Below are 22,265 nucleotides of genomic sequence, written 5' to 3' on the forward strand. Positions count from 1 at the left end.
GTGGCCGACTACGCGCCCACCTCCTGGCGGCGGCTGGCACTGTTCGCCCTGCTGTTTGTGCTGCTGACCGCCGCCGGGCTCTATTCCGTCTGGGGTCAGTTTGCCGGGCGGGAGCTTTCCTTCGATACCCGTTTGCTGCAGCCCTGGGTGCTGCTGTCGCTGTTGGGGTTACTGGCCGTTTACTACCTCAGTGATGCACTGCGATTGGGGTACACCCTGCAGGCGCTGGGACATCGGGTTCCGTTACGGAACCTACTGTCGCTCGTTTTCATCAACCTGTTTTTTTCCAATATCACACCCATGGCCACCGGAGGCGGTTTTGCGCAGATCTGGTATTTGCGCCGCGAAGGTGTGCCGTTAGGCCACGCGACCGCCGCCACGACTTTACGCACCCTGCTGGCGGTGGCGTTTATTTTCACCCTGGCGCCCTTGTGCCTGCTGACCCTGGACGTATTCAGCGAAGGCACCCTTGGAAAAGACATCGGATGGGCGTTGGCGGGCTTTGTGGTGTTGTACCTGGGCTTTTTTATCCTGGTGCTGTTTCGCACCCGCTGGCTGATTGGACTGGTAAGTGTGATATTGCAACAGCTTTACCGTTGGCACGGGCTCAGTGATCGCCGCCACCGCCGCTGGCAATTTCACCTGCGCCGGGAGATGTTGCGATTCACGCGTGCGTTTCGAGAATACGGCTCCGGTAACCACTGGGCGGTGTTCGCCTCCATACTGACCACGGCAATATTTCTGGTAAGCCTGTTCAGCTTTCCCGCGCTGCTGCTATGGGGACTGGGCTACTCGTTCAGTTACATGAACGTTCTGGGGCTACTGCTGGTGACGACTTTTATCATGTACTTTTCGCCCACCCCCGGCGCTTCGGGTATTTCTGAGGGAGTATTTGGCCACTTCTTTCGGTCCCTGATTGGCGGCCCCCACTTATTGCTGGTGACCCTTGCCTGGCGTGCACTGACCATCTACCTGGGCATGGCCATCGGGCTGGTACTGTTCAAGCGAACCCTGGCAAAAAATCTTTTACGCGACGCCCAACGGAATAAACAGTAATGAAAGCGCCACGCCTGATGAAATGGCTGTTCTATCTGAATTTGACGATCGTCGGCTTCCTGATCGGCTACAAGCTCTACCTCAACCTGGACCGCCCCGAGTACAACAGCCTGCACACGGAACAGCTACGCCTACTCAAAAATAACCTCGAATCCCGGGATGACTACCAGTTCGCGGTGATAGGGAACATCAACAACTCAGTGGGCGTGTTTGAAAAGCGCATTATTCCCACGCTGAACCAGTCCGGCGTGAACTTCATGGTCTCAGCCGGCAATGCCGTCAGCGGAGGCGGTGAAGATAAATACCGCGCGCTCCACGGTACCCTGAGCCACCTGGACATTCCCTACCTGCTGACGTTCGGGGAGCAGGAGCACGAGGACTTCGGCAGCTTTCGTTTTTACGAGCATTTCGGCCCCTATTTCTACAACTTCAAGCTGGGCAACAGTCAGTTCATTTTTCTGGACAGCACTGGAAAAACCCCCTGGCGCTGGCAGATCGAGTGGCTCAAGGGGTTGCTGGGCGACGCCCAGCCAGGCCCGGTGTTTCTCTTCCTTGGGCATCCCCTCTACCCCGTTGAGCATGAACTGCTGTTCGATCGGGAAGACCAGTACCTGCAGGACTCGACATTCAGGGATGCACTGCTCGGCCTCATTCACCAGCATGATATCACGGCGGTGTTTTCAGCCAACCTGCCGCTGTATTCCAGGCAAACCCATCAGGACACCGAGTTCGTTACCACGGGCGGTGGCGGCGGGCTGGTCCTGAACGATGACGTCAGCTTTTATCACTACGTCAAGGTCGCCGTGTCGGGTCGCGATGCGGAGATCACCATGGAGCGCCTTGACGTGGGCCAGCACCCGCTGCTCTCCACGCTGGAGAGCTTCTGGTTTTTCATCTATTCTCTGTTCTATGTCGGGTATGTCAACTTCATCCTCCTGGTCAGTGCTTTCACGGTAATTGCCATCAAGCTCTACCAGCGTATCGTGGTCGGAAGGAACTACTATCCGGATTTTGATCTGGACCCCACCCCTTGGCAGAGTGCCCCCTTGCGGGTGGCCATGTTCACCAACAACTATCTACCGTTTATTGGCGGGGTGCCGCTGTCGATTGAACGGCTGCGCCGCGGGCTGATTGCCCTGGGAAATTCCGTACTGGTGGTGGCACCGCGGTATCGACGTCAGGACCCCGAGGAATCCGGTGTGGTTCGCGCCCACTCGCTGCTGACGCTCGGTGTTCGAGGCGAATTCAGGCTCCCCAATATTTTCCTGACGCGGATCCGCCGAACAGTGCGGGCCTTCAGGCCCGACCTCATCCATGTCCACCACCCGATATGGATGGGCACTCTGGGGCTGTGGCTGGCCCGGCGTCTGGACATTCCTTCGGTCTACACCTATCACACCCGGCTCGAGCACTACGCTCATTTCGTGCCACTCCCGGGGGCACTGTTCCGCAACCTGATCTCGCACGGATTGATCAAGCGCTTTGCCAACCGGTGCAGCGGGGTCATCGTACCCACCAACTCCGCCGAGGATTACCTGCGTATGATCGGGGTGAAAACCCCCATCTTTGTACAACCCACCGGTATTGACTATGACCGTTTTCAGACAGTGGACGATGCGGCCTTGGCACGACTTCGCCAGCAATACACTCTGGAAGGAAAGCGGGTTCTGATCAGCGTGTCCCGATTGTCGACGGAAAAGAACATCGATTTTCTGTTGGATGCGGTGGCCCGGCTCAAAGACCAGACCTCGACACCCTTTCACTTACTGATGATCGGCGACGGACATGAGCGCCACCGCCTGCAACAGCGAATAGAACAGGAAGCACTGGCCGACCATGTCACGCTGGTGGGCGCGATCGCCCCAGAGGACATGGCCACTTACTACCGCCTGGGCGATCTCTTTGTTTTCGCCTCCAAATCGGAGACCCAGGGAATGGTCATCCTGGAGGCCATGGCCGCATCCCTGCCCGTTGTCGCGGTGCGCTCCAGCGGCATTGATGATGTGGTCCGGGAAGATGAAAACGGCTATAAAACACCCGATAATCTGGAGGTCTGGTGTCGGCGGGTCCACCAGTTGATCGAGGACGACACTCACCGTGATCGTCTTTCCCGGCAGGCACAATCGTTTGCACAACAATATTCCACCGACGCGTTTGCGCGCAACGTGAAGGGCATTTACAGTTGGTTGATGGCAGCCCACCATCAACATAAAAATCATTCACCGTGGTAGAAGTACTTTTTTACAGCAAAAACTTATAAGTTTCCGTTATCTAGACTGATTCCTAATAACAAAGGTGAGTTAAGTGCCCCACCGTTGACGGTGTCGCCAAAATGTCATATATAGGGCACTACGCTGTACAAAATCCATAACAAACCACTGGCGCGACTATGAAAAAACTATTTATTTTACTCAGCCTTATGGTGTGCCTACCCAGCCAGGCCTGCGATGAAACCTGCAAGCGCGAGGCGGCCATGGAAGAGCACGGTGTCAAATTCCCCAGCTATCTCACAGCATCCTATTGCCAGGACACCAGCGTTGCGTTTCTGTTGCGCGCTCGGGAGAGCCTGCAAAGCTACCGGGATGAGCAACTGACCACTGGCCACAAAGGAGGGATGCGCAACATCAGCAACTTCCTGAAGCAGCGTAAGCAGTGGCTTGAAGAGTGTGATCAGTACCTGGCCCTGACCGGTCAGGGACGGGTATTCCGCGATGAGGCCACCACCCAGAATATTCTGACGGCCATCGATTCAACCACCGAGGAACTCGATCGTCTGGTCGCCAGCGGAGGTGGTGTTCACGCTCCCGCCAGTCAGGCGGAAATAGCAGGTGTGCGTATGGATCAGTTGTTTACGGTGGTCGACAACCACCGGACAGACCTGCAACTGCGCGGTCAACTGGTAATCCGTTAATCCCTTTTTTTGAGCGATAGCTTGGGCCGCGCGGGGCGGTCCTTGCGCTGCTCAGCAAACTGTTTGGCACTTTCTTCCGCCCGACGGGCGCGACTGTTCACGACCGTAGAGCGCTTCTGGGAGCTGGCGTCCGAGCCATTGGCGGCAGCGGCCAACGCCTCCATGCCAGAGCGTAGCAGGCGCGCCTGATCGGCAAAGCTCAACCCTTGCGGATAGTTTGCCGGCGCGACCCCGGAGGGGTTGCGTACATCCCCCTCCACTTCCAGGCTGAAACCACTCGGGTGCTCCGCCCTGCCTCGGGCCAGATCCAGGGTCCACGCTTGGTAATCCAGGGATTCCATGAGTCAATCTCCGTTGGGGGAAGTGGCGTCGGCGCCCTTCCAGATCACGATTTGGTGGCGGCCCGACGCTGGCGCGCCGGCGGCGCGGCGCCAATATGGGCTTCGTTGCGCTGACGCGCCAACTCAATCTGTTTCTGTCGCTCGGCGAAACGGGCCTTCTGATCGTCCGTCAGTTGGTGGTAACAACGCGGACAACTGACGCCTTTCATATACTCTGGCGCCTGCTTGTCTTCTTCCGTGATCGGGTGACGACAGCCGTGGCACTGGTCATAGGTGCCAGGCTCAAGGCGGTGATTGACCGCGACGCGGTTATCAAACACAAAACATTCACCCCGCCAGAGGCTCTCCTCCTCGGGGACCTCCTCCAGGTATTTGAGAATACCGCCCTGCAGGTGGTACACCTCATCAAAGCCCTGGGCTTTCATATACGCCGTGGCCTTCTCGCACCGAATGCCGCCCGTGCAGAACATGGCCACTTTCTTGTAGCGCGACGGGTCGAGGTTGTCCTGCACATACTGGGGAAATTCGCGGAATGTCTCGGTCTCCGGGTCAAGCGCACGCTCAAAGCTCCCGATCGCATACTCGTAGTGGTTACGGGTATCGATAACGAGTACTTCAGGGTCGGAAATCAGCGCATTCCAATCGCTCGGCGGCACGTACGTGCCCACGCTCTGGCGAGGGTCGATACCCTCCACCCCCATGGTCACGATTTCCTTTTTCAGTTTGACCTTCATGCGGTAAAACGGCTGCTCATCGCTCGGAGACTCCTTGTGCTCCAGATCCGCCAGTCGCGGGTCCGAGCGCAGGTAGTCGAGCAGGCCATCGACGCCCTCCCGGGAGCCGGCAACCGTGCCGTTGATGCCTTCATGGGCCAGCAGGAGCGTGCCTTTCAGGCCCAGCGCCACGCAGCGCTCCCGCAGGGGATCACTGATCTCCTGGAAGTCCGGTAGAGACGCAAATTTATACAGGGCAGCGACAACAAAAGCACTCATGGGAAGACAATCAACCTCGGGGAACTGACAGAAAGCGCGCATTATAAACGCTTAAAATTTGAACAACCAGCTTCAACCGGTGAATTGACAGGTCAATTCACCGGATTTCAGGACTTGGCGCCACCGCCCAGGCAAGGAGGCGAGCCCGGAACCTGATTGGCGTCGCGCCACTCCTCCGGGCTGTAGGTGTGCAGCGCCAGGGCATGGACCGGACCTCGCAGCTGCTCGGCGAGCGCCCCATAAACCGCCTGATGACGCTGCACCTGGCGCTTGCCAACAAAGGCCTCAGAGACCAGAACGACCTTGAAATGACTCTCCGAGCCGGGGGGCACATTATGCTGGTGGCTTTCATTGAGCACCTCCAGGTGGAGGGGCTCGAAGGCCTCTGTCAAAGCACGATTGATGGACGCTTCTACCGGTTTCATACACTACTCCACAAAATTTGTCGGCATTTTACCGATTGCCGACTACACTGTGTTAATTCAACCCTCAAAAAAACAACTGACCGCCATGCACCGCCCAGACGCTATTTTTATCAACCGCCGTCGCGGACCGGACCGCCGTCGGGAACCGGACCCCTGCGCCGAAATGCCCATGGACCTGTATCATCGCAAGCGTCGCAAATCACTGGACCGGCGCACCCCGGGCCGTTCGCTGGAACAGGACTACTACGCCTACTTCAGCGAGGTTGGCCTCTACTCCCACCATTGAGGCTCCATCTGCGGTAAGCCCGCTTCAGGCGACGACGTCCAGCGCTCGCAACACCTCGGACGTGATCGGATAGACCGGGTAGTCACGGAAAAAATCCGCCAGATCGAAGGCCTCCAACACCCGTTCGCTGTAGTCCCGATGCCGGGCTCGCGCGGCGTCAAAGCCGCGAAACTGTAGTTGCTGCAGGCATTCCGGGCACACCCGCCAGGGCCAGGGGTCCGGCTCGGGTAACCGGGTGGCCACCGACAAGCGCAGATCCGGTTGCTGTCGACGCAACTGTTGCAGCGTCCGGCAGTACGCCAGGTGGTACCCCGGCGCTGCCCAACTCTCTCCCGGCGCCTGCCCCCACACCAGAACCCGGCTGTTTTTATACGCCAGCGTATAATCGTGCAGGCACCGTAAGGCCGACCAGCCCAGTGTCAGGCCCGTGAGGAGCTCCTCCCGTTCCCGGGCGGTGAGGTGCAGATTCGGATCAAAAAACTCGAACGCTCCCAATTGCTCCGTCCCGAGAGACGCCCGCATGCGGTTGAACGGCTCAAACTCCAGAAAGTCCGGCAGCTTCACGAGCGCTCCTCGGTGAGCAACCCTTCGATGCGGGACTCCGCATCGGTGCGCAGCCGGAACTCAACTCGACGGGAGCGGATCTCGTCCTCTTGGCCGTTTCGGGTCACTACCTTGGAGGAGGACAGTCCATTGGCGGTCAGGTGCGCCTTGATCCAGGCCCGCTCCGGCTCCACCTCCGGCAGGCTGAGCAGGTAGGCCAGGGTCGTGCGGGTTCGAGCCTGGGACAGCGCCATATTGCGAATGTAGGCTTCCCGCTCCGGCAGATTTCCCCAGTCGCTGGAGGTGTGACCTTCAATCCGCACCTCAAGAATGTCATCCCGGTATTTGGGGGAAGTGATGATCGCCAGGTAACGCGGGAAGAAATCGGACAATATCGCCTCAAACGCGGGACGCAGGGTGTCTTCCCCCTGAGGAAAGAGCACTTCGGTGTCGTAAAAGCGCAGGCTGAGATCCCGGTTGAGTTCGGCTCCCCAGCGCGGCAGATCGTCTCCGAACTCTTCCTGAAGATCGTCGTACAACTGGGTTTTCAGGCGGTCGTAGAGCACCGCCACATCGCGAATTTTACGGCTCTCGATCTCGAGCTGAACCATATAGACCACGGCAATCAACAGGAACACCATCATCAGTCCCCCCATCAGATCACTGACGGAGACCCAGTGCTCCTCGTGCTCTACATCATGGTTGGGCCGGGGTGCGAGCGGATTTTGCTGATTGGGACGCTGAGTCATGAGTGGTATCGGGGCCATTGGAATCAGTAACCGCGCCGCTGGCCTGAACCAGTGCGCGCAGCTTGTCAGTCAACGGCGAATAATCGTTGACGAATTTCTCGGACAGTGAGGTCAATTGATAGCCAAAGGTGGTCAGCGCTTTGGTCAGCTCGCGCTCCAGCGCCTTATCAAGCTCCTCCAACTGACTGCCGGTACGGTCCACCAGGGCTTCCACCTGTTGGTGCATACCGTTCTGGGATTGAGTCAGACTGTCGGCCAGGTTGCGATGCACTTCCGCCGACGTATCCCTCAGGGCCCGGGAGGCTTCATCCAGTACCTGGCTCAGTTGCTGTTGGTTGCGGGTCACGCTGTCCGCCAGCTGATCCGTGAGCGCATCCACCCGTCCCTCCAGAGAGGGAAGACCCGCCGCGGCTTTCTCCGCCACCGTCGACAGCTGGGACAGATACTGATCCAACCCCTGGGCCTGCGCCTGCAGCGCTTCCATCAGCCCGCCGAGAGACTCGGACACCTGATTGAACACCTCGGAGTGGGTGACCACTTTCTCATACGCCCGGCTGGCCTTGTCGAGCAGCTCGCCATTGGACTTCTGAGTCACCAGAAGCTCCTGCAGCTCGGTTTTGTAGTTCTGCTGCCAGAGCAGCATATTACCCACCGCTTCATTGAGCTTCTTGAAGTTTTCGCCGTACTGGACGTCGATCTGAGCATTGAAGTCGGTCAGCACGGTCTCCAGCGCGCGAATCAGCGCCTGAGTGTTGGCCTCGGTCATATCGGCCTGATACTGCTCCAGAGACTGTTTCAGCCCCCGGATTTCGTCCTGCTGTTGCTGGCGCAAGCCCTGCACGGCGGCATTCAGACCACCGGCATCGGGGTCGGACAGGGATTGGTGAATATCGGATAGCAAATTGGCCAGATCATCGACCGTGGCCGCCTCGTAACTGGACTGGCGCCGATGCTGGCGCAGCGTGGTGGTCAAATGACGGAACTTGACCAGCAAGGCGCCTAACAGGCCGGCGATGGAGGTCCAGAACGCGGTCTGAAGCCCCTCGATCAACCCCGGAACGCTGGACTGGATATCCGTCGTGTCAAATTCCAGCAGTCCCAGCGCCACCCCGATAAAGGTACCGAAAATACCCGTACTGGTGAGAATGGTCGGGGCGTGTACCGCACTTTGGGAAGAGTAGCCCGGCCCGATAAAGTAGACCGTCATCAGTACGATCAATGCCATCAAAACCAGTGACAGGGTGGAGAATTCGAGCAAGAAGTCCATAGAGGCCTGAGTCTGTATGCCGTCTCGGCGTTAACGTCGGCCCCGAGTGTAGCCTATTCGCCCCCCGGTCGACCACTGCCGAGCACTCTCGCTCCCGCTCCTCTCAGAGAAACCGCGCCGCTCCCACGCTGACCCAGATGATGGCCAGCAGGATCAGACTGACCAGCACCAGTGCCGAGCCCATATCCTTGGCGCGACCCGCAAGCACATGCATTTCATCCCCCGTGCGATCAATCGCCGCCTCAATCGCCGAGTTCGCCAACTCCGCCATGATGACCCAGAACACACTGGCCACCAGCAGCAACCGCTCCATTAGGGTCGTCCCCAGCCAGAGCGAGGCCGGTAGCAGGATAACCGCCAACAGGACCTCCTGACGGAACGCCGCCTCGAAGCGCCAGGCCGCGGCAAAGCCGTGCATGGAGTACCCAAAGGCATCAACAATCCGGCGTAAACCGGTTTTTCCGGGTTTGGGCATAAGGGGGTAACACTCCTGGATGATCGCCAATGCCGCGTACGTTAACGGATTGTTGCGGCGATGGAAATCCCGGCCGTTCACTGTCATGGAAGATTCACAATGGAGTGCTATCAATACGCTGTCGGCGGCTGAAGTCCCAAGACCCAACCAAGGCGGTGACCTATGAACAGTCTCTTTGAACGCGTGCATCGGCTGGATACTCTCGCTTTTCTGTGGCTACACGTCACCAAGCGCTTCCCCTACCGCAAATCGGTTCGCTGGATTTCGAGAACCGGGGACGGCCACCTGTATATTCTGGGCTCCCTGGCACTGGCGCTGCTCGAGCCGGAGCACGGCCAGGCGTTTATCCTGGCGGGCATACTGGCCTACGCGCTGGATATCAGTCTCTACCTTTGGCTTAAAAATGCCATCAAGCGAGACCGGCCCGCCATGAAAATTGATTTCTACGAGGCCTGGATCACCCCCTCGGACCAGTTCAGTTTCCCCTCGGGGCATACCGCCGCCGCCTTTCTGTTTGCCGCGCTGGTTACCAGCTTTTACCCGACCTTTGCCCTGCCCTGCTATCTGTGGGCCAGCATGATTGGCGCCAGCCGGGTGTTGCTGGGTGTGCACTACCCCAGTGATATCGCCGCCGGGGCCTTGCTGGGATCCGGAGCGGCAATGACGGGGCTCTATGCCTCCTCGATAATCTGGCCAACCACAGGCGTTTTATGAAGATACTGTACGGTGTTCAGGGCACGGGCAATGGCCACACCACTCGCGCGCGAATCATGGCAAGAGCACTCAAGGAGGAGGGAGTCGAAGTAGACTGGGTGTTTTCCGGGCGGGCGCCCGAAGACTATTTCGACATGGACACTTTCGGCTCGTACCGATGCTTTCGCGGTCTGACCTTTGTCACTGAGCACGGGCGGGTAAACTATCCTCGAACCATACTCAGCAGCCACCTGCGCACCCTTTACCGGGATATCCGCTCGCTGGATGTCAGCGGCTACGATCTGCTGATCAATGATTTCGAACCGGTAACCGCCTGGGCGGCGCGCCGAGCCGGGCTGCCCAGCATCGGCATTTCCCACCAGTGTGCATTCATGCACCAGATTCCGAAACGGGGCGAAAACCTGTTTGTACGGGCCTTCATGCGGCAGTTCGCGCCGGTAGAGCACGCCATCGGTCTGCACTGGCACCACTTCAACCAGCCGATTCTGCCACCGCTGATTGAGCCCTCGCAGTATCCCAACGAGTGCCACGCCAAAGAGTATCTGGTGTATCTGCCCTTCGCTCAGCCCGAGGACATAGTGCCTCAGCTACGCGCGTTTCCGGACACCCGCTTCTACGTCTATCAGCCGGTACCGAAACCCATCGACGAGGGCCACATCCAGATCCGGCCCTTTTCCCGGGAAGGCTTTCAGGCCGATCTGCACCGGGTCGAGGGAGTCATTTGCAGCGCGGGTTTCGAACTGCCCAGCGAGGCCATTCAGTTGGGCAAGAAGCTGCTGGTGCAACCCGTGGTCGGTCAGATGGAGCAACAGTCGAATGCGTTCGCCTTGAGCCAACTCGGCTATGGTGCCGTGGCTCAGGTATTGACCGAAAAGGCCATTGGCGACTGGCTGGCCATGCCGCGCGCCCGACCGGTAGATTACCCCAACGTTGCCCAGGCCCTGGCGCGCTGGTTGCTCAATGATCGGAAACCGGCGTTCGGGCAGTTGCGGGATGAGCTCTGGCGACAGGTGCCGGAGCCGGAGGCCAAGGTCAATCTGGAGCGTGCGTCCGCCACCGCTCAGCCCTGAACAGGGTGTCGGTGGCGGTTCAACGGTCAGAGGTCAGAGGTCAGAGGTCGACTTTACCGCGATTGCGTTTGATCGCGCCGCGCTGCGTCTTTCGATCCATGCGCTTTTGCCGAGCGGCCTTGGAGGGGCGAGTGGGTCGCCGGGGCTTGGGTCGGTGACTGGCTTTGGCAATCAGCTCCGCCAACCGCTCCAGCGCATCGGCCCGGTTTTTCTCCCAGGTTCTGAAGCGCTGGGCTTTGAGTACCAGGACACCGTCTGCGGTGATCCGCTGATCGCGCATCTGCAGCAGACGCTCCTTGACCGCTCCCGGTAGCGAGGACGCCTGAACATCAAAACGCAGGTGCACCGCGCTGTTGACCTTGTTGACATTCTGCCCCCCCGCCCCTTGGGCGCGAATGGCCGTCAATTCGACTTCGTGCTCCGGAATCATCAGGGAAGGGGGCAAAACGCGATCTCACTCTTGCAGGGATAGGGTTCAGGAGGGAATCAGGGTGACCGGTTGCCGATCGTCGAGCAGCACCGGCTGCAGGCGGCGATCGTAGCGGGTCTGGTGCGCACGCCAGCGGACCAGTGCGCCACCGGCCAGCAGGCCGACCAGGGCGCCAAGGGCGCTCAGGCCATCGGATGCCCAGAGCTGCTGGGCCACGCCGGCACCGGCCAACATGCCAAACAGCGGTGTGAGGTACACAAACAGGGAGCCGTTGACCACAACACTTTCGGGCACTCCAATCTGGATTTCCTGATCAATACGGTAATCCGCCGGATCCCGCCCTTCCAGAAGCACCCACAGGTAACTGGTATGCCCCATGAGCCGCGCCATCAGGCTCTGACCACAACCTTTTTCCGCCGCGCAGCTACCACAGGTGGAGCGCTGGATGGTTTCCACCCAGAGTCCATCGGTTTCAATGGCGACAATGCGGCCGGTTTCGGAAATCATGGTGTTGTTGCCTCACGGGGCCCGGACAAAGGGGTTATGCCTTGGGCCAGCTGCTCGGCGACGGCGCCGGGAATCTCGCCCACCACGGTCACGCGATACTGCTGATTGTCCGTTGCCAACTGCCCCATGAATGCTGAGGTGGCCCCTCGATGGGCACGCCCGGCAATCTCCGAGGAGCTGGCCACCGGCTGCAGGAATACCGAAAAACTGGCCAGACCGTCGGTATACATTAACATATCAATGCCATTGGGAAGACGCTTTTCCCCGGAATAGGCAAACCCCGGGGGCAGCCAATTCAGGCTCCAGCGCGTCGGCTGGCCCGCCTCGGCATCCAGGCAATCGGTGTGATTTTCAGGCCGCTGCTCAGCCTCTTCCGGCAGCGCTTCGGCATCTGGGTTGATATCCAGGTCTACAAATTGGAAACGTTCCAGCAGCCGCTGCTGTTCATCGACCAACAGCGCCTTAAGCAGCAGCCCGGTCTTTTGGTCCACCCCTAGCAGGTAGCCATAGCGAAGCTGATCTCTGGGGCGTACCTCAAGGGTATAGGTCTCTCGACCGGCCACCCGGTCTGAACCTCGGACGGTCAACTGGTAGTAGCGGTCAAGGCGGGCGACCGTTTCGGGGGATACATCGGCGTTGAGCAGGCGATAACCGGTTGTCTGACATCCGGCCATACCATTCAGTTGTTGGGCGGTACCCGCGGGACCGTTCAGATACTCGAGCCGCTCCACGACCCGCTCACCGTCTGACCAGCGGTATACCCGGAAGCTCTCCATGGCATTGCGATGCTCATAGGTGAAAGAGCCCCGGTAATTCAGGTTCTGCCCGGCACGAGCCATGCTCTGGAGCAGGCTCAGCGGATCCGGACTGTCTGCTTGAGCTGGACTGTCTGCCTGAGCCGCCCAGCCTGCGGATAGCAACACCAGGCTTGCGAGCAGTCGCCCCATCACGGCGCTTTACTCCTCGTCTTGATTGGTCACCCGAGCAAAAGGCAGAACACCCTGATTGCTGTTGCGCGCGGCGTGATCACTGTGGGCCTGCATCAACTGGTTCAGGTAGGCGCGGATTTCCTCGGCGGGAATCTGGCCGGATTCGGCGCGCACCGGCACAAAAATGACTTCTCTGGACGGGCGCTGCACCGGGTCATAACCGCTTTCCGCGCTGGCGGTACGGGCCATGGGCAGGGAGGGTGCCTGATAACCCGCCGGCAGAGACACCGGCTCGGAACGGCCGATGTCGCTTTCGGCACTGCTGCTCTCGGCAGGCGAGGTGCCGGCGATCGTGTTGTCGGCTTCCATACCCGGGTACTGCTGGACCCCGATCAATACCGCACCGGCCACCGAGGCGGCCACCGCGACCTGCCCGACGCGCTGCCACCAATGACGGTGTCCGGTCGCCGGCGCCGCCTCGTCGGCCAGCGCTTCACTGATCCGGTCCGCAAAGCCCGAGGGCGCCATGACTTCCAGCTCACGTCGCATTACCGAGCCCGCCAACTGGTAACGGGACCAGCGTGCGTTCAACTCCGAATCCGCTGAGTCGTCAGCGCCGGCTTTCAGTAAACGACGTACTTCCAGCGGAGACGCTTCACCATCGACCAGTGCCGACAGTGACTCATTCAGGGAGTGATTGCTCTGTTCAGTCATCGCGCATGTACCTTCATCAAGCGATATCAATAGTGGCTGAAGCACTGCTGAATGCTTCCAACCCCGGGCCTTCATTGGGTGAGACTGGGCTCTCCCCCAAAGGTTCAGCCGAAAACCAAAAAAATCTTAACAAACATTTACGACTCTGCCACCAGCGGTTCGATGCACCGATCGATGGCTTCGCGAGCCCGGAATATCCGGGATCTGACGGTACCAACCGGACAATCCATGATATGAGCGATGTCCTCATAGCTCAGCCCCTCCATCTCCCGCAGTGTCACCGCGGTGCGCAGATCTTCCGGCAGATCCCGTATGGCCTTGTCCACCACGGCCTGGAGCTCATCGCGCATCAGGCTGCGTTCCGGGCTCTCGATATCCTTCAGAGCCTCGCTGCCGGTGTAAAACTCGGCATCGTCCACTTCCACATCGCTGGCCGGAGGGCGCCGATTGCGCGCCACCAGGTGGTTCTTCGCCGTGTTGATGGCAATCCGGTACAGCCAGGTGTAGAAGGCGCTGTCGCCCCGGAATTTGGCCAGGGCCCGATAGGCCTTGATGAACGCCTCTTGAGCCACATCCTGCACTTCCGCCTGATCGCGGATATAGCGCCCGATAATGGCATAAATTTTGTGCTGGTACTTGATGACCAACAGATCGAAGGCGCGCTTATCGCCCTTCTGTACTCGCTCGACCAGCTGTTGATCGGTGTCCTGCGCGGCGTGCGCTGTCATCCCATAACCCCCAAGCGACCCGGAGCCCACAACCGGACTCCAGTGTCATTCATCTGTTGTTGTTTGCCACTTCTGTGGTTTGCCTCTGTCCGCCCGCAAATGCGAACACGCTTCGTTGCTATGGTAGGTGGCCACCCGGTCACTACCGGTGCCCCACTGACCAAAGGCCCGACAAAAAGTTCATAAGTGCTGCGTCTCATATTACCCAATGATCTCTAAGACACTGGCCACGAGCCTTGCTATTATACGGGTTTATACCATCTACCTCTAACGTTACGGTCGGTCCAGGCCGCATCCGTACCGCAGAACGATGATCCCGGAGCGCGCCCGACGACGTAAATGGCCCTACCGGGCATCGCCCCATGGCAGGACAGGTACACACTGAATGAGCAACCACTTTAGCAGCGATATTCTCGTTATCGGGTCCGGCGCCGCCGGTCTGACACTGGCATTGCAACTGGCCCGGCACGGACGGGTTCACGTGCTCAGTAAAAATGCCGTCAACGAGGGCTCGACCTGGTTTGCCCAGGGCGGTATTGCGGCGGTGCTGGACGATGACGATTCCATTGAAGCCCATGTCAGCGATACCCTAAATGCCGGCGGAGGCCTCTGCCACGAAGACGCGGTCCGGTTTACCGTTGAGCGCAGCGAGGGAGCCATTCGCTGGCTGATTGATCAGGGCGTCAACTTTACTCGGGAAGGCAGCAACGGCGGTTACCACCTGACCCAGGAGGGCGGCCACAGCCACCGGCGCATCATCCACAGTGCCGACGCCACCGGAGAAGCGGTGCACAGCACCCTGATTGACCGGGTACGCGCCGAGCCCAATATCGAACTGTTTGAGGACCATGTCGCCCTCAACCTGATCACCCAGGCCGACAAAGGCTCACCCAAACTGCGCTGCACCGGCGCCTATGCGCTCAACCGGCGCGACGACCATGTGCATGTGTTTCAGTCCCGCGTGGTGGTACTGGCCACCGGGGGCGCCAGCAAGGTCTATCTGTACACCAGCAACCCCGACAGCGCCAGTGGCGACGGGATTGCCATGGCCTGGCGGGCGGGCTGCCGGGTCGCCAACATGGAGTTCAACCAGTTTCACCCGACGTGCCTGTACCACCCCCGGGCCAAGACCTTTCTGATTACCGAAGCGCTGCGTGGTGAAGGCGCCTATCTGCGCCTGCCCAGTGGCGAACGCTTCATGACCCGGTTCGACGAGCGCGCCGAACTGGCGCCGCGCGACATTGTGGCCCGGGCCATCGACCATGAAATGAAGCGCCTCGGCTGCGACTGCCTCTATCTGGATATCAGCCACAAGCCGGCCGAGTTCATCAGCGAACATTTCCCGACGGTCAAAGCCCGCTGCCTGGAGTTCGGCATCGACATCACCAAAGAGCCGATCCCCGTGGTACCGGCGGCCCACTACACCTGCGGGGGAATCATGGTGGACCACCACGGGCAGACCGACCTGCTCAACCTTTATGCCATCGGCGAGACGTCGTTTACCGGCCTGCACGGTGCCAACCGCATGGCGAGTAATTCATTGCTGGAGTGCATTGTGTACGCCCAGTCCGCCGCGGAGCACATCGGTGAGAACTTGCCCCGGATCGACGCCCCCGAAGTCTCCCCCGCCTGGGATGAATCCCGGGTCACCAACTCCGACGAGGATGTGATCATCTCCCACAACTGGGATGAGCTGCGCCGCTTCATGTGGGACTACGTGGGCATAGTGCGCACCCAAAAGCGCCTGCAGCGGGCGACCCACCGCATCAAACTGCTGCAGCGGGAAATCGCCGAGTATTACAGCAACTACAAGGTCAGCAGTGATCTGATTGAATTGCGCAACCTGGCCATGGTCGCCGAGCTGATCATCCGTTCGGCCAGCGCTCGCCGGGAGAGCCGCGGCCTGCACTTCTCTCTCGACTATCCGGAGCGCTCACCCATTGCGCGGGACACCATTCTGGTGCCGATGAATTACGCCGGCCAGAATGTGATTGTGAACAAAGAGTAATGTGATCGGAGGGACGCCGACCGCTCGCGATCAGCGTCCCTCATGCCAACGCCCCATCCGCAACCACACCCGAAGGCGCCGACGGTCGTCAGCACTGGCACTGTCCGGCAGGATGATCAGGGTGTGCACTCGCAGCTTGTCGCCTTCACGAAAACGCACCACCTGGAGCCAGGGCCAGACCAGCCATTCACCGCAGGGGACCACCGTAACCACCCCGGATGCCCCCTCAAGCGTCCAGGCTCCGGCTTCATAGGCCAAAACCGTCGGTTCAGAACGTCGTCCGGTACGCCACCACTCCCAGACCAGCAGCGCATTGAACAGGCACAGGACCATCAGCCAACCAATGGGGACATCGGAATGCCCCACAAAAGCGAGCCAAGGCAGTACCGCCAGAGCGAGTAACAGACACCGATGCAGGCGCCGCAACCAGCGCGACGGCTGCAGGCGGATGGGCGCCAACCGGCGGTTAGCGGGCGTTGATTCCGGTATTGGCCCGGACAATGTCGACAATCCTTTTCAGTTCAGCGTCCTCGGGATCCTGGCGGTGCAGAAACCAGGCGAACATCTCCTGATCCTCGGACTCGAGCAACTTCCAGTAGCGCTCTTTGTCCGCCTGCTCAAGGCCGGGATACACGTTTTCCAGAAAGGGCAGCAGGATCAGATCCAGCTCCAGCATACCGCGGCGACTGCCCCAGAATAGACGGTTGCGTTCCACAGACATCTCCCGTTAGCAACAAGGGCCGCAGTATATCATCGCACCGGAACTCTATGAACGGCGCAAGGCCGGAGATTGCCCGCCCGGGCCCGGACCTCGGAGCGTGACTCGCACTCGGGCGCTTGCCGGGCTTGGAGCCACCGACGTATCGTTCTATCATGCGCCCTCGGTGATCGGCCCTATCGCCCAGCGGCGCAGGTCAATCACGTTCGAATCGCAACCACGGGAGCGCTCTACCCATGCAGACGGCAACTTCCACCCACTGGCTGACTCTGTCCGACTGGACCCTGATGGCCATCACCGGTCCCCAGGCCAAGGCCTTTCTCCAGGGGCAGGTCACCTGTGACATTCGGGAGTTGACGCCGGGCGAAAGCCGACTGGGGGCGCACTGCGACCCGAAAGGTCGGATGCAGGTGAGCTTTCGCGCCCTGGCCACCGGTGAAGAGCAGGTGCTGCTGCGCCTGCCGCGCTCCATGGTGGAGGCCACCACCGCCTCTCTGGGAAAATATATTGTCTTTTCCAAAGCGGAGCTGTCCGACGAAACCGGCCATTACCGGTTACGCGGCCTGTGCGGCCCCGACGCCCGCAAACAGCTGGCCGGGGTACTGGTTGAGCCCGCCCCTGAGCCGGGCCAGTGGGTGGCGCACGACGGGGGCTTTATTGTCACGCTCGACGAGCAGCGCTACGAGTGCTGGCTGACCGAGGCCCAGGCCGAGGTCCTCGACCGACACTTCGGCCAGCCGACGGCCGGTGATACCCAGTGGCGGCTGCTGGATATCCGCGCGGGCCTGGGTGAGGTGCTGCCGCAGACGCAGGGACTGTTTACCCCGCAACTGTTGAATTTTACCCAGATCGGCGGCGTCAGCTTCCGCAAAGGTTGCTTCACCGGCCAGGAAATCGTCGCGCGACTGCACTACAAAGGGAAACTCAAGCAACGCATGCGGCGGTTGAGCGCCACCTGCAGCGATCCCGACGCCCTGCTGCCGGGCACGCTGCTGCACAATGGCGACGGGAAGAAAGTCGGTGAGCTGGTTACGGCCGCCCCGAGCGGGCCCGGCACCTGTGAGTGCCTTGCCGTAGTCGAAGACAGCGCTCTGGAGGGAGAAATCCAGATCGACCACACTTTCCCGGCCGAAGCGCTATCATTACCCTATACTGTCGAATAAACTCCAATGGTTGGCCGCCCGAGAAGCTGGCGGCCCATGAAAACCCTGAAGACCGGAAACAGGAAGCCCCATGAGTCATGTTGTTGAGCGCGTCCGAGACGAAATCATCAGTGCCATCAAAAACGATCAACTGGTCCTGCCCACCCTGCCCGAAGTCGCCCTCCAGGTTCGGGAAGTGGCGGACGACCCGGACGCCAGTCTGGATCAACTGGCCAAGGTGATCGGCAACGACGCCGCCCTGAGCGCCCGCATCATCCGGGTGGCAAACAGCCCCCTGCTCAGGGCCAACCGCCACATCGAAGATCTGAAAACCGCCCTGAGCCGACTGGGCATGGAATATACCTGCAACCTGGCCACCGGCCTGGCCATGGAGCAGATGTTCCAGGCCACCTCGGATCTGGTGGACAGCCGATTGCGGGATGTGTGGATGCGCTCAAGCGAAGTGGCCGGGATCTGCCATGTGCTGTGCCGGCACTACACCAAGCTGCAGCCGGACAAGGCGACCCTGGCGGGCCTGATCCATAAAATCGGCGTTCTGCCCATTCTGACCTACGCCGAGGAGCACCCTTCGCTGCTGACCGACAGCCTGACTCTGGACCGGGTGATTGACGAGCTGCAGGGCCCGCTGGGTGACATGATTCTGAAAGCCTGGGAATTCCCCGAAGAGCTGGTCAATGTGCCGAGCCGGCACCTGAAGTTCGACCGCAAGGCCGAGACCGCCGACTACGCCGACCTGGTCACGGTTGCGCTGCTTCAGAGTCATATGGGCGACGGCTCCGCCATCGGGGAAATGGATTACCAGGACGTCACCGCGTTCGAACGGCTCGGTATGGACCCGGACATGCAGTCGGCCGAAGCGGAAGACCTGAGCGACGAAATGGCGGCGGCCATGATGGCGCTGCAATAAAGCACCGATCAGGCGCCGTCGGTGTACAGGCGGCGCACCTCATCCCCCAGAATCTTGGCCCCCTCGGCAACCCGCTCCGGGGCCTGACAGTAGGTCACGCGCAGACATTCCTGCCGATGCCCCCACGGCTCCTGCAGCCCCGGAAAGAAGTGTTCACCGGGCACCACCAGCACACCCCGTGCCTTGAGGCGCTCGTACAATGCCATGCTGGAAATGGGTAGCCCTTCAAACCAGAGCCACAAAAAGAACGCACCCTCGGGGCGATGAATACGAACCGGCAGGCCGGTCAGTTCGTGCTGAAATACCGCCAGCGCCGACTGCATCCGCTGGTGATAAAACGGCCGTATCACCTCGGGCCCCAACCGAAACAGCTCACCCCTTACCAGCAGCTGTTGCGCCAACGCCGGCCCCAGGTTGCCGCTGGCAAGGCTCAATACCGTATTGGCCCGGGCAAAGGCCTGAATGATCTCCGGTCGGGCAACGACAATGCCCGTGCGCGCCCCGGGCAACCCCAGCTTGGACAGGCTCAGCACCAGTATGGTGTTGTCATTCCAGAAGGGGCGCGTGGACGGGTAAACGATGTCGGGAAAAGGCGCTCCATACGCCACATCCAGAATCAACGGCAGGTCGCGTTCCCGAGCCATTGCATCAAGGTGATTCAATTCATCTTCGGTCACCAGGTTCCCGGTCGGGTTGGTCGGCCGGGACAAGCACAGGGCGCCAACATCCTCCTCCAGGGTCAGTCGCTCAAAGTCGATGTGATACTTGAACAGCCCCTCGGGCAGCAACTCGATGGCCGGCCGGTTCGCACGAAACAGCGACGGGGCCAGGCCGACATCCGCATAGCCCAGATACTCGGGCACCAGGGGCAACTGCACCTTACGGTAGACGCCATCACTCCCCTCTCCGGCCAACAGATTGAACAACACGAAGAACGCCGACTGGCTGCCATTGGCCACCGCGAGGTTCTCTCGGGTGACCGACCAACCGCAGGTGCGACGCAGCTCCCCGGCCAGTGAATCGAGAAATTCCGGATCCCCCTGAGGGGGCTGGTACACACCGAGCATCGGGCGTCGAACGCCGGGGTCGTCCATCACCCCCTGCAGGGCGCTGCTCAGCGATGCCTCCACCTCGGGGATGGATGCGGGATTACCACCGCCCATGAAAATCATCTCGGGATTGACCCGGAGCGCCTCGCCCAGGTCGTCCATCAAGGTGACAATACCGGCATCACCCGCCACTTTTTCACCAAATCGGGACAGCTTCATAAGTCGCTCAGATTCCGCTCGCACGAGACGCAGGATGCTCGGAAAGACGGGCCTCCCGATTCTTATCGGCGGCCTCTTTTTCCATAGCCGCGTCGAACAGTTCCGCGAAGGTCATATCCAGTTGCTCCCCGGAGAACCCCTCAATACGCTTCAGACGCTCGTGCAATTCGGGGTACCAGGGCAGCTTGTCCAGGTCGAGACAGGGGTCGGGCAGAACTTTGGGCAGCCTCAACAGCGGACCCAGCTCCCGGATGCGGCGGCGATGCAGATCCCGGCAGAGGACGAAATCCCCCTGATTGGTCACCGCGATCCAGTGTTCTCTCTGCAGGGCCATACGAATTCGCTGCCACTGGTCCGAAGCCAGGCCAAGCTGCAGCAGTTCACTGTCTTCCAGCCCCCGGCCATCGAGACTGCGGCGATAGAAATGCCACAACACCACCATGGCCGCCACCAGATCCGGGTAGCCCCGGTCGCGCAGCGCGATCTGGTAAACGCCGATGGTATGGACCAGCACGGCGCCGGCCAGAATCACAATCCAGGTCAGGTTTACCCACAGCAGAAACAGCGGAACAATGGCAAAGGCACCGTAAATGGAACTGAGTGCGGAGTTGGCGACAATAACGCCAAACACCGCCTTGAGCAGCTCAAACACCAGCCCGGTCACAACCCCGCCGATCAACGCGTGGCGGATGGGTACCCGGCAGTTGGGCACCGCGGCAAACAGCAGGGTGAAGGTCGCCGAGGTCAGCAACCAGGGAGTGAACTCAAAGATCCAGGTGATCAACCCAAGCGCCTCATAGCCATCCATGAACAGCCGCAAGGAGGCCAGGTAGGTGCTCATGGCCAGACCGACGCCGAGCAGCAGTGGTCCGAGGCTCAGCACCGCCCAGTAGAGCAAGAACTTGGAAATGCCCCGGCGGCCGCGCACAATGCCCCACACCGAATTGAAGTTTTTCTCGATATTGGCCAGCATGAAATAGGCGGAGGCCACCAGAAACACGACCCCCACAATGGTCAGACGGCGTGCCTGTTGCGAGAATTCCCGCAGATGACCGAGCAACTCCTGGCCGGTTTCAGGTACCATATTGGCAAAGATCAGATCCTGGACTTGCTCGCCCAACCCCTGGAAGGCCGGAATGGCGGAAAACATGGAGTAGGTGACCGTCATCAGGGGCACCAGGGCAAACAGAGTGACGTAAGTCAGTTGCGCGGCACTTTTCTGGCAGTCGGTGTCTTTCAGTTGCTGGCCGATCATCTGCAAAAACTGCCATGTCAGGCGCAGATAGTGGCGACGATTTTCCGCGTTGAGCAAGTCCCGCATAATCGGCATTTCCTGTTGTAAAACCTGGGCGCGAAGACCAGGTACCGTATTGAAGGGAGCGTATGATCACACTGTACCACAACCCCCATCGTCTCAAGCCCGGACAGGTCCCCCTATGCCCTACGTTCTGATTCTCTATTACAGCCGAACCGGTTCGGTCGCCGCCATGGCACAACAACTGGCGCGAGGCGTGAGACGCGTACAAGGTATTGAAGCCCGGTTGCGCACGGTACCGCCGGTCTCTGCCGACACTCAGGCGAGCGAGCCGGCCGTGCCCGCCGACGGAGCCCCCTACGCGACGCTGGACGACCTGCGCCACTGCGCCGGTTTATTGCTCGGGAGCCCGACGCGTTTTGGCAATATGGCCGCACCGCTCAAATACTTTCTGGATAGCACCAGCGGCCTTTGGGTCAATGGGGACCTGATTGACAAGCCAGCAGCGGTTTTCACCTCCACCTCGACCCTGCACGGCGGTCAGGAGAGCACGCTGCTGTCGATGATGCTGCCGCTGCTGCATCACGGCATGGTATTGATGGGCCAGCCCTACAGCGAGCCAGCCCTCACCCAAACCCGCAGTGGCGGCACGCCGTACGGTCCGTCCCACTGGGCCGAGGGCGCCGAAGCAACCACCCTGAGCGAACACGAAACCACTCTGTGTCAGACCCTCGGGCAGCGCATGGCGCAATGGGCGCTGCGCGGCCCCCGTGCTGACGACACCCCGACCGCAAGCGGAGATTGATTGT

General features: G+C 60.2%; 26 protein-coding genes. 10 read left to right on the forward strand and 16 right to left on the reverse strand.

From position 1 onward, the window contains the following. The 3 genes from N645_RS0105985 to N645_RS0105995 all read left to right on the forward strand — a co-directional run bounded on the left by N645_RS0105985 (position 1) and on the right by N645_RS0105995 (position 3,967). Complete coding sequence (locus N645_RS0105985; protein ID WP_024460605.1) at positions 1-1,056, forward strand: lysylphosphatidylglycerol synthase transmembrane domain-containing protein; 1,056 nt, start codon at positions 1-3, stop codon at positions 1,054-1,056. Continuing rightward, a complete protein-coding gene (locus N645_RS0105990) occupies positions 1,056-3,287 on the forward strand; it encodes a glycosyltransferase (RefSeq protein WP_024460606.1) in 2,232 nt (743 codons plus the stop codon). The genes N645_RS0105985 and N645_RS0105990 overlap by 1 nt, the downstream gene beginning before the upstream one ends. 158 nt (positions 3,288-3,445) lie before the next feature. Beyond that, positions 3,446-3,967, forward strand: coding sequence for a hypothetical protein (locus tag N645_RS0105995; RefSeq protein WP_024460607.1), 522 nt, complete (start codon positions 3,446-3,448; stop codon positions 3,965-3,967). On the opposite strand, the gene N645_RS0106000 is transcribed toward N645_RS0105995, so the two are convergent. The 3 genes from N645_RS0106000 to N645_RS0106010 all read right to left on the reverse strand — a co-directional run bounded on the left by N645_RS0106000 (position 3,964) and on the right by N645_RS0106010 (position 5,725). Beyond that, entirely contained in the window at positions 3,964-4,308 is a 345-nt protein-coding gene (locus tag N645_RS0106000; protein ID WP_024460608.1) for a hypothetical protein, read from the reverse strand. The genes N645_RS0105995 and N645_RS0106000 overlap by 4 nt on opposite strands. A 44-nt stretch (positions 4,309-4,352) precedes the next feature. Continuing rightward, positions 4,353-5,300, reverse strand: a complete 948-nt coding sequence (locus N645_RS0106005; RefSeq protein WP_024460609.1) for a rhodanese-related sulfurtransferase — start codon at positions 5,298-5,300, stop codon at positions 4,353-4,355. 107 nt (positions 5,301-5,407) lie between these two features. Then, the gene (locus tag N645_RS0106010; RefSeq protein ID WP_024460610.1) at positions 5,408-5,725 is read right to left on the reverse strand and encodes a BolA/IbaG family iron-sulfur metabolism protein; all 318 of its coding nucleotides are present in this window, start codon (positions 5,723-5,725) and stop codon (positions 5,408-5,410) included. A 49-nt stretch (positions 5,726-5,774) separates the two neighbouring features. Here N645_RS0106010 and N645_RS16665 point away from each other — a divergent pair, with 49 nt between their 5' ends. Then, positions 5,775-6,011, forward strand: a complete 237-nt coding sequence (locus N645_RS16665) for a hypothetical protein (RefSeq protein ID WP_152521624.1) — start codon at positions 5,775-5,777, stop codon at positions 6,009-6,011. A 24-nt stretch (positions 6,012-6,035) separates the two neighbouring features. On the opposite strand, the gene N645_RS0106020 is transcribed toward N645_RS16665, so the two are convergent. The 4 genes from N645_RS0106020 to N645_RS0106035 form a co-directional block, all read right to left on the reverse strand. Next, entirely contained in the window at positions 6,036-6,575 is a 540-nt protein-coding gene (locus N645_RS0106020; protein ID WP_024460611.1) for a hypothetical protein, read from the reverse strand. Further along, on the reverse strand, positions 6,572-7,303 hold the full coding sequence (locus N645_RS0106025) for an OmpA family protein (protein ID WP_024460612.1): 732 nt from the start codon (positions 7,301-7,303) through the stop codon (positions 6,572-6,574). The genes N645_RS0106020 and N645_RS0106025 overlap by 4 nt, the downstream gene beginning before the upstream one ends. Next, complete coding sequence (locus N645_RS0106030) at positions 7,251-8,570, reverse strand: hypothetical protein (protein WP_024460613.1); 1,320 nt, start codon at positions 8,568-8,570, stop codon at positions 7,251-7,253. The genes N645_RS0106025 and N645_RS0106030 overlap by 53 nt, the downstream gene beginning before the upstream one ends. 103 nt (positions 8,571-8,673) lie before the next feature. Beyond that, the gene (locus N645_RS0106035; RefSeq protein WP_024460614.1) at positions 8,674-9,045 is read right to left on the reverse strand and encodes a diacylglycerol kinase; all 372 of its coding nucleotides are present in this window, start codon (positions 9,043-9,045) and stop codon (positions 8,674-8,676) included. A 162-nt stretch (positions 9,046-9,207) separates the two neighbouring features. On the opposite strand from N645_RS0106035, the gene N645_RS0106040 reads away from it, so the two are divergent. Further along, positions 9,208-9,759 carry a phosphatase PAP2 family protein gene (locus N645_RS0106040; protein ID WP_024460615.1) on the forward strand — a complete coding sequence of 184 codons (552 nt, stop codon included), beginning with the start codon at positions 9,208-9,210 and terminating at the stop codon, positions 9,757-9,759. Next, positions 9,756-10,829, forward strand: a complete 1,074-nt coding sequence (locus tag N645_RS0106045; RefSeq protein ID WP_024460616.1) for an MJ1255/VC2487 family glycosyltransferase — start codon at positions 9,756-9,758, stop codon at positions 10,827-10,829. The genes N645_RS0106040 and N645_RS0106045 overlap by 4 nt, the downstream gene beginning before the upstream one ends. 40 nt (positions 10,830-10,869) lie before the next feature. Here N645_RS0106045 and arfB read toward each other — a convergent pair whose 3' ends face one another. The 5 genes from arfB to rpoE all read right to left on the reverse strand — a co-directional run bounded on the left by arfB (position 10,870) and on the right by rpoE (position 14,137). Next, a complete protein-coding gene (gene arfB / locus N645_RS0106050; protein ID WP_036159910.1) occupies positions 10,870-11,259 on the reverse strand; it encodes an alternative ribosome rescue aminoacyl-tRNA hydrolase ArfB in 390 nt (129 codons plus the stop codon). A 45-nt stretch (positions 11,260-11,304) separates the two neighbouring features. After that, entirely contained in the window at positions 11,305-11,766 is a 462-nt protein-coding gene (locus N645_RS0106055; protein WP_024460618.1) for a SoxR reducing system RseC family protein, read from the reverse strand. Beyond that, positions 11,763-12,713 (reverse strand): MucB/RseB C-terminal domain-containing protein, encoded by a 951-nt coding sequence (locus N645_RS0106060; protein ID WP_024460619.1) that lies wholly within the window; start codon positions 12,711-12,713, stop codon positions 11,763-11,765. The genes N645_RS0106055 and N645_RS0106060 overlap by 4 nt, the downstream gene beginning before the upstream one ends. 9 nt (positions 12,714-12,722) lie before the next feature. Next, a complete protein-coding gene (locus tag N645_RS0106065; protein WP_024460620.1) occupies positions 12,723-13,409 on the reverse strand; it encodes a sigma-E factor negative regulatory protein in 687 nt (228 codons plus the stop codon). A gap of 137 nt (positions 13,410-13,546) precedes the next feature. Continuing rightward, positions 13,547-14,137 carry an RNA polymerase sigma factor RpoE gene (gene rpoE / locus N645_RS0106070; protein WP_024460621.1) on the reverse strand — a complete coding sequence of 197 codons (591 nt, stop codon included), beginning with the start codon at positions 14,135-14,137 and terminating at the stop codon, positions 13,547-13,549. A 385-nt stretch (positions 14,138-14,522) separates the two neighbouring features. Here rpoE and nadB point away from each other — a divergent pair, with 385 nt between their 5' ends. Further along, the gene (nadB, locus tag N645_RS0106075; RefSeq protein WP_024460622.1) at positions 14,523-16,145 is read left to right on the forward strand and encodes an L-aspartate oxidase; all 1,623 of its coding nucleotides are present in this window, start codon (positions 14,523-14,525) and stop codon (positions 16,143-16,145) included. Positions 16,146-16,175: 30 nt separating this feature from the next. Here the strand turns inward: nadB and N645_RS0106080 are convergent, their stop codons facing one another. Next, positions 16,176-16,646, reverse strand: a complete 471-nt coding sequence (locus N645_RS0106080) for a protein YgfX (protein WP_152521625.1) — start codon at positions 16,644-16,646, stop codon at positions 16,176-16,178. Beyond that, positions 16,612-16,821, reverse strand: coding sequence for a succinate dehydrogenase assembly factor 2 (locus tag N645_RS0106085; RefSeq protein WP_238559213.1), 210 nt, complete (start codon positions 16,819-16,821; stop codon positions 16,612-16,614). The genes N645_RS0106080 and N645_RS0106085 overlap by 35 nt, the downstream gene beginning before the upstream one ends. A gap of 278 nt (positions 16,822-17,099) precedes the next feature. On the opposite strand from N645_RS0106085, the gene N645_RS0106090 reads away from it, so the two are divergent. Both N645_RS0106090 and N645_RS0106095 read left to right on the forward strand, forming a co-directional pair. Beyond that, positions 17,100-18,026: a folate-binding protein YgfZ gene (locus tag N645_RS0106090; protein WP_024460625.1), complete on the forward strand. Its 927-nt coding sequence runs from the start codon at positions 17,100-17,102 to the stop codon at positions 18,024-18,026. A 70-nt stretch (positions 18,027-18,096) separates the two neighbouring features. Continuing rightward, positions 18,097-18,933, forward strand: coding sequence for an HDOD domain-containing protein (locus N645_RS0106095; RefSeq protein WP_024460626.1), 837 nt, complete (start codon positions 18,097-18,099; stop codon positions 18,931-18,933). 8 nt (positions 18,934-18,941) lie between these two features. Here N645_RS0106095 and N645_RS0106100 read toward each other — a convergent pair whose 3' ends face one another. Next, positions 18,942-20,201: a valine--pyruvate transaminase gene (locus N645_RS0106100; RefSeq protein ID WP_024460627.1), complete on the reverse strand. Its 1,260-nt coding sequence runs from the start codon at positions 20,199-20,201 to the stop codon at positions 18,942-18,944. Positions 20,202-20,208: 7 nt separating this feature from the next. After that, on the reverse strand, positions 20,209-21,522 hold the full coding sequence (locus N645_RS0106105; RefSeq protein WP_024460628.1) for a YihY family inner membrane protein: 1,314 nt from the start codon (positions 21,520-21,522) through the stop codon (positions 20,209-20,211). Between the two features lie 115 nt (positions 21,523-21,637). On the opposite strand from N645_RS0106105, the gene wrbA reads away from it, so the two are divergent. After that, a complete protein-coding gene (wrbA, locus tag N645_RS0106110; RefSeq protein WP_024460629.1) occupies positions 21,638-22,261 on the forward strand; it encodes an NAD(P)H:quinone oxidoreductase in 624 nt (207 codons plus the stop codon). Positions 22,262-22,265 lie beyond the last annotated feature (4 nt).

The organism is Marinimicrobium sp. LS-A18 (genome assembly GCF_000463525.1).
GTDB classification, from domain to species: domain Bacteria; phylum Pseudomonadota; class Gammaproteobacteria; order Pseudomonadales; family Cellvibrionaceae; genus Marinimicrobium; species Marinimicrobium koreense.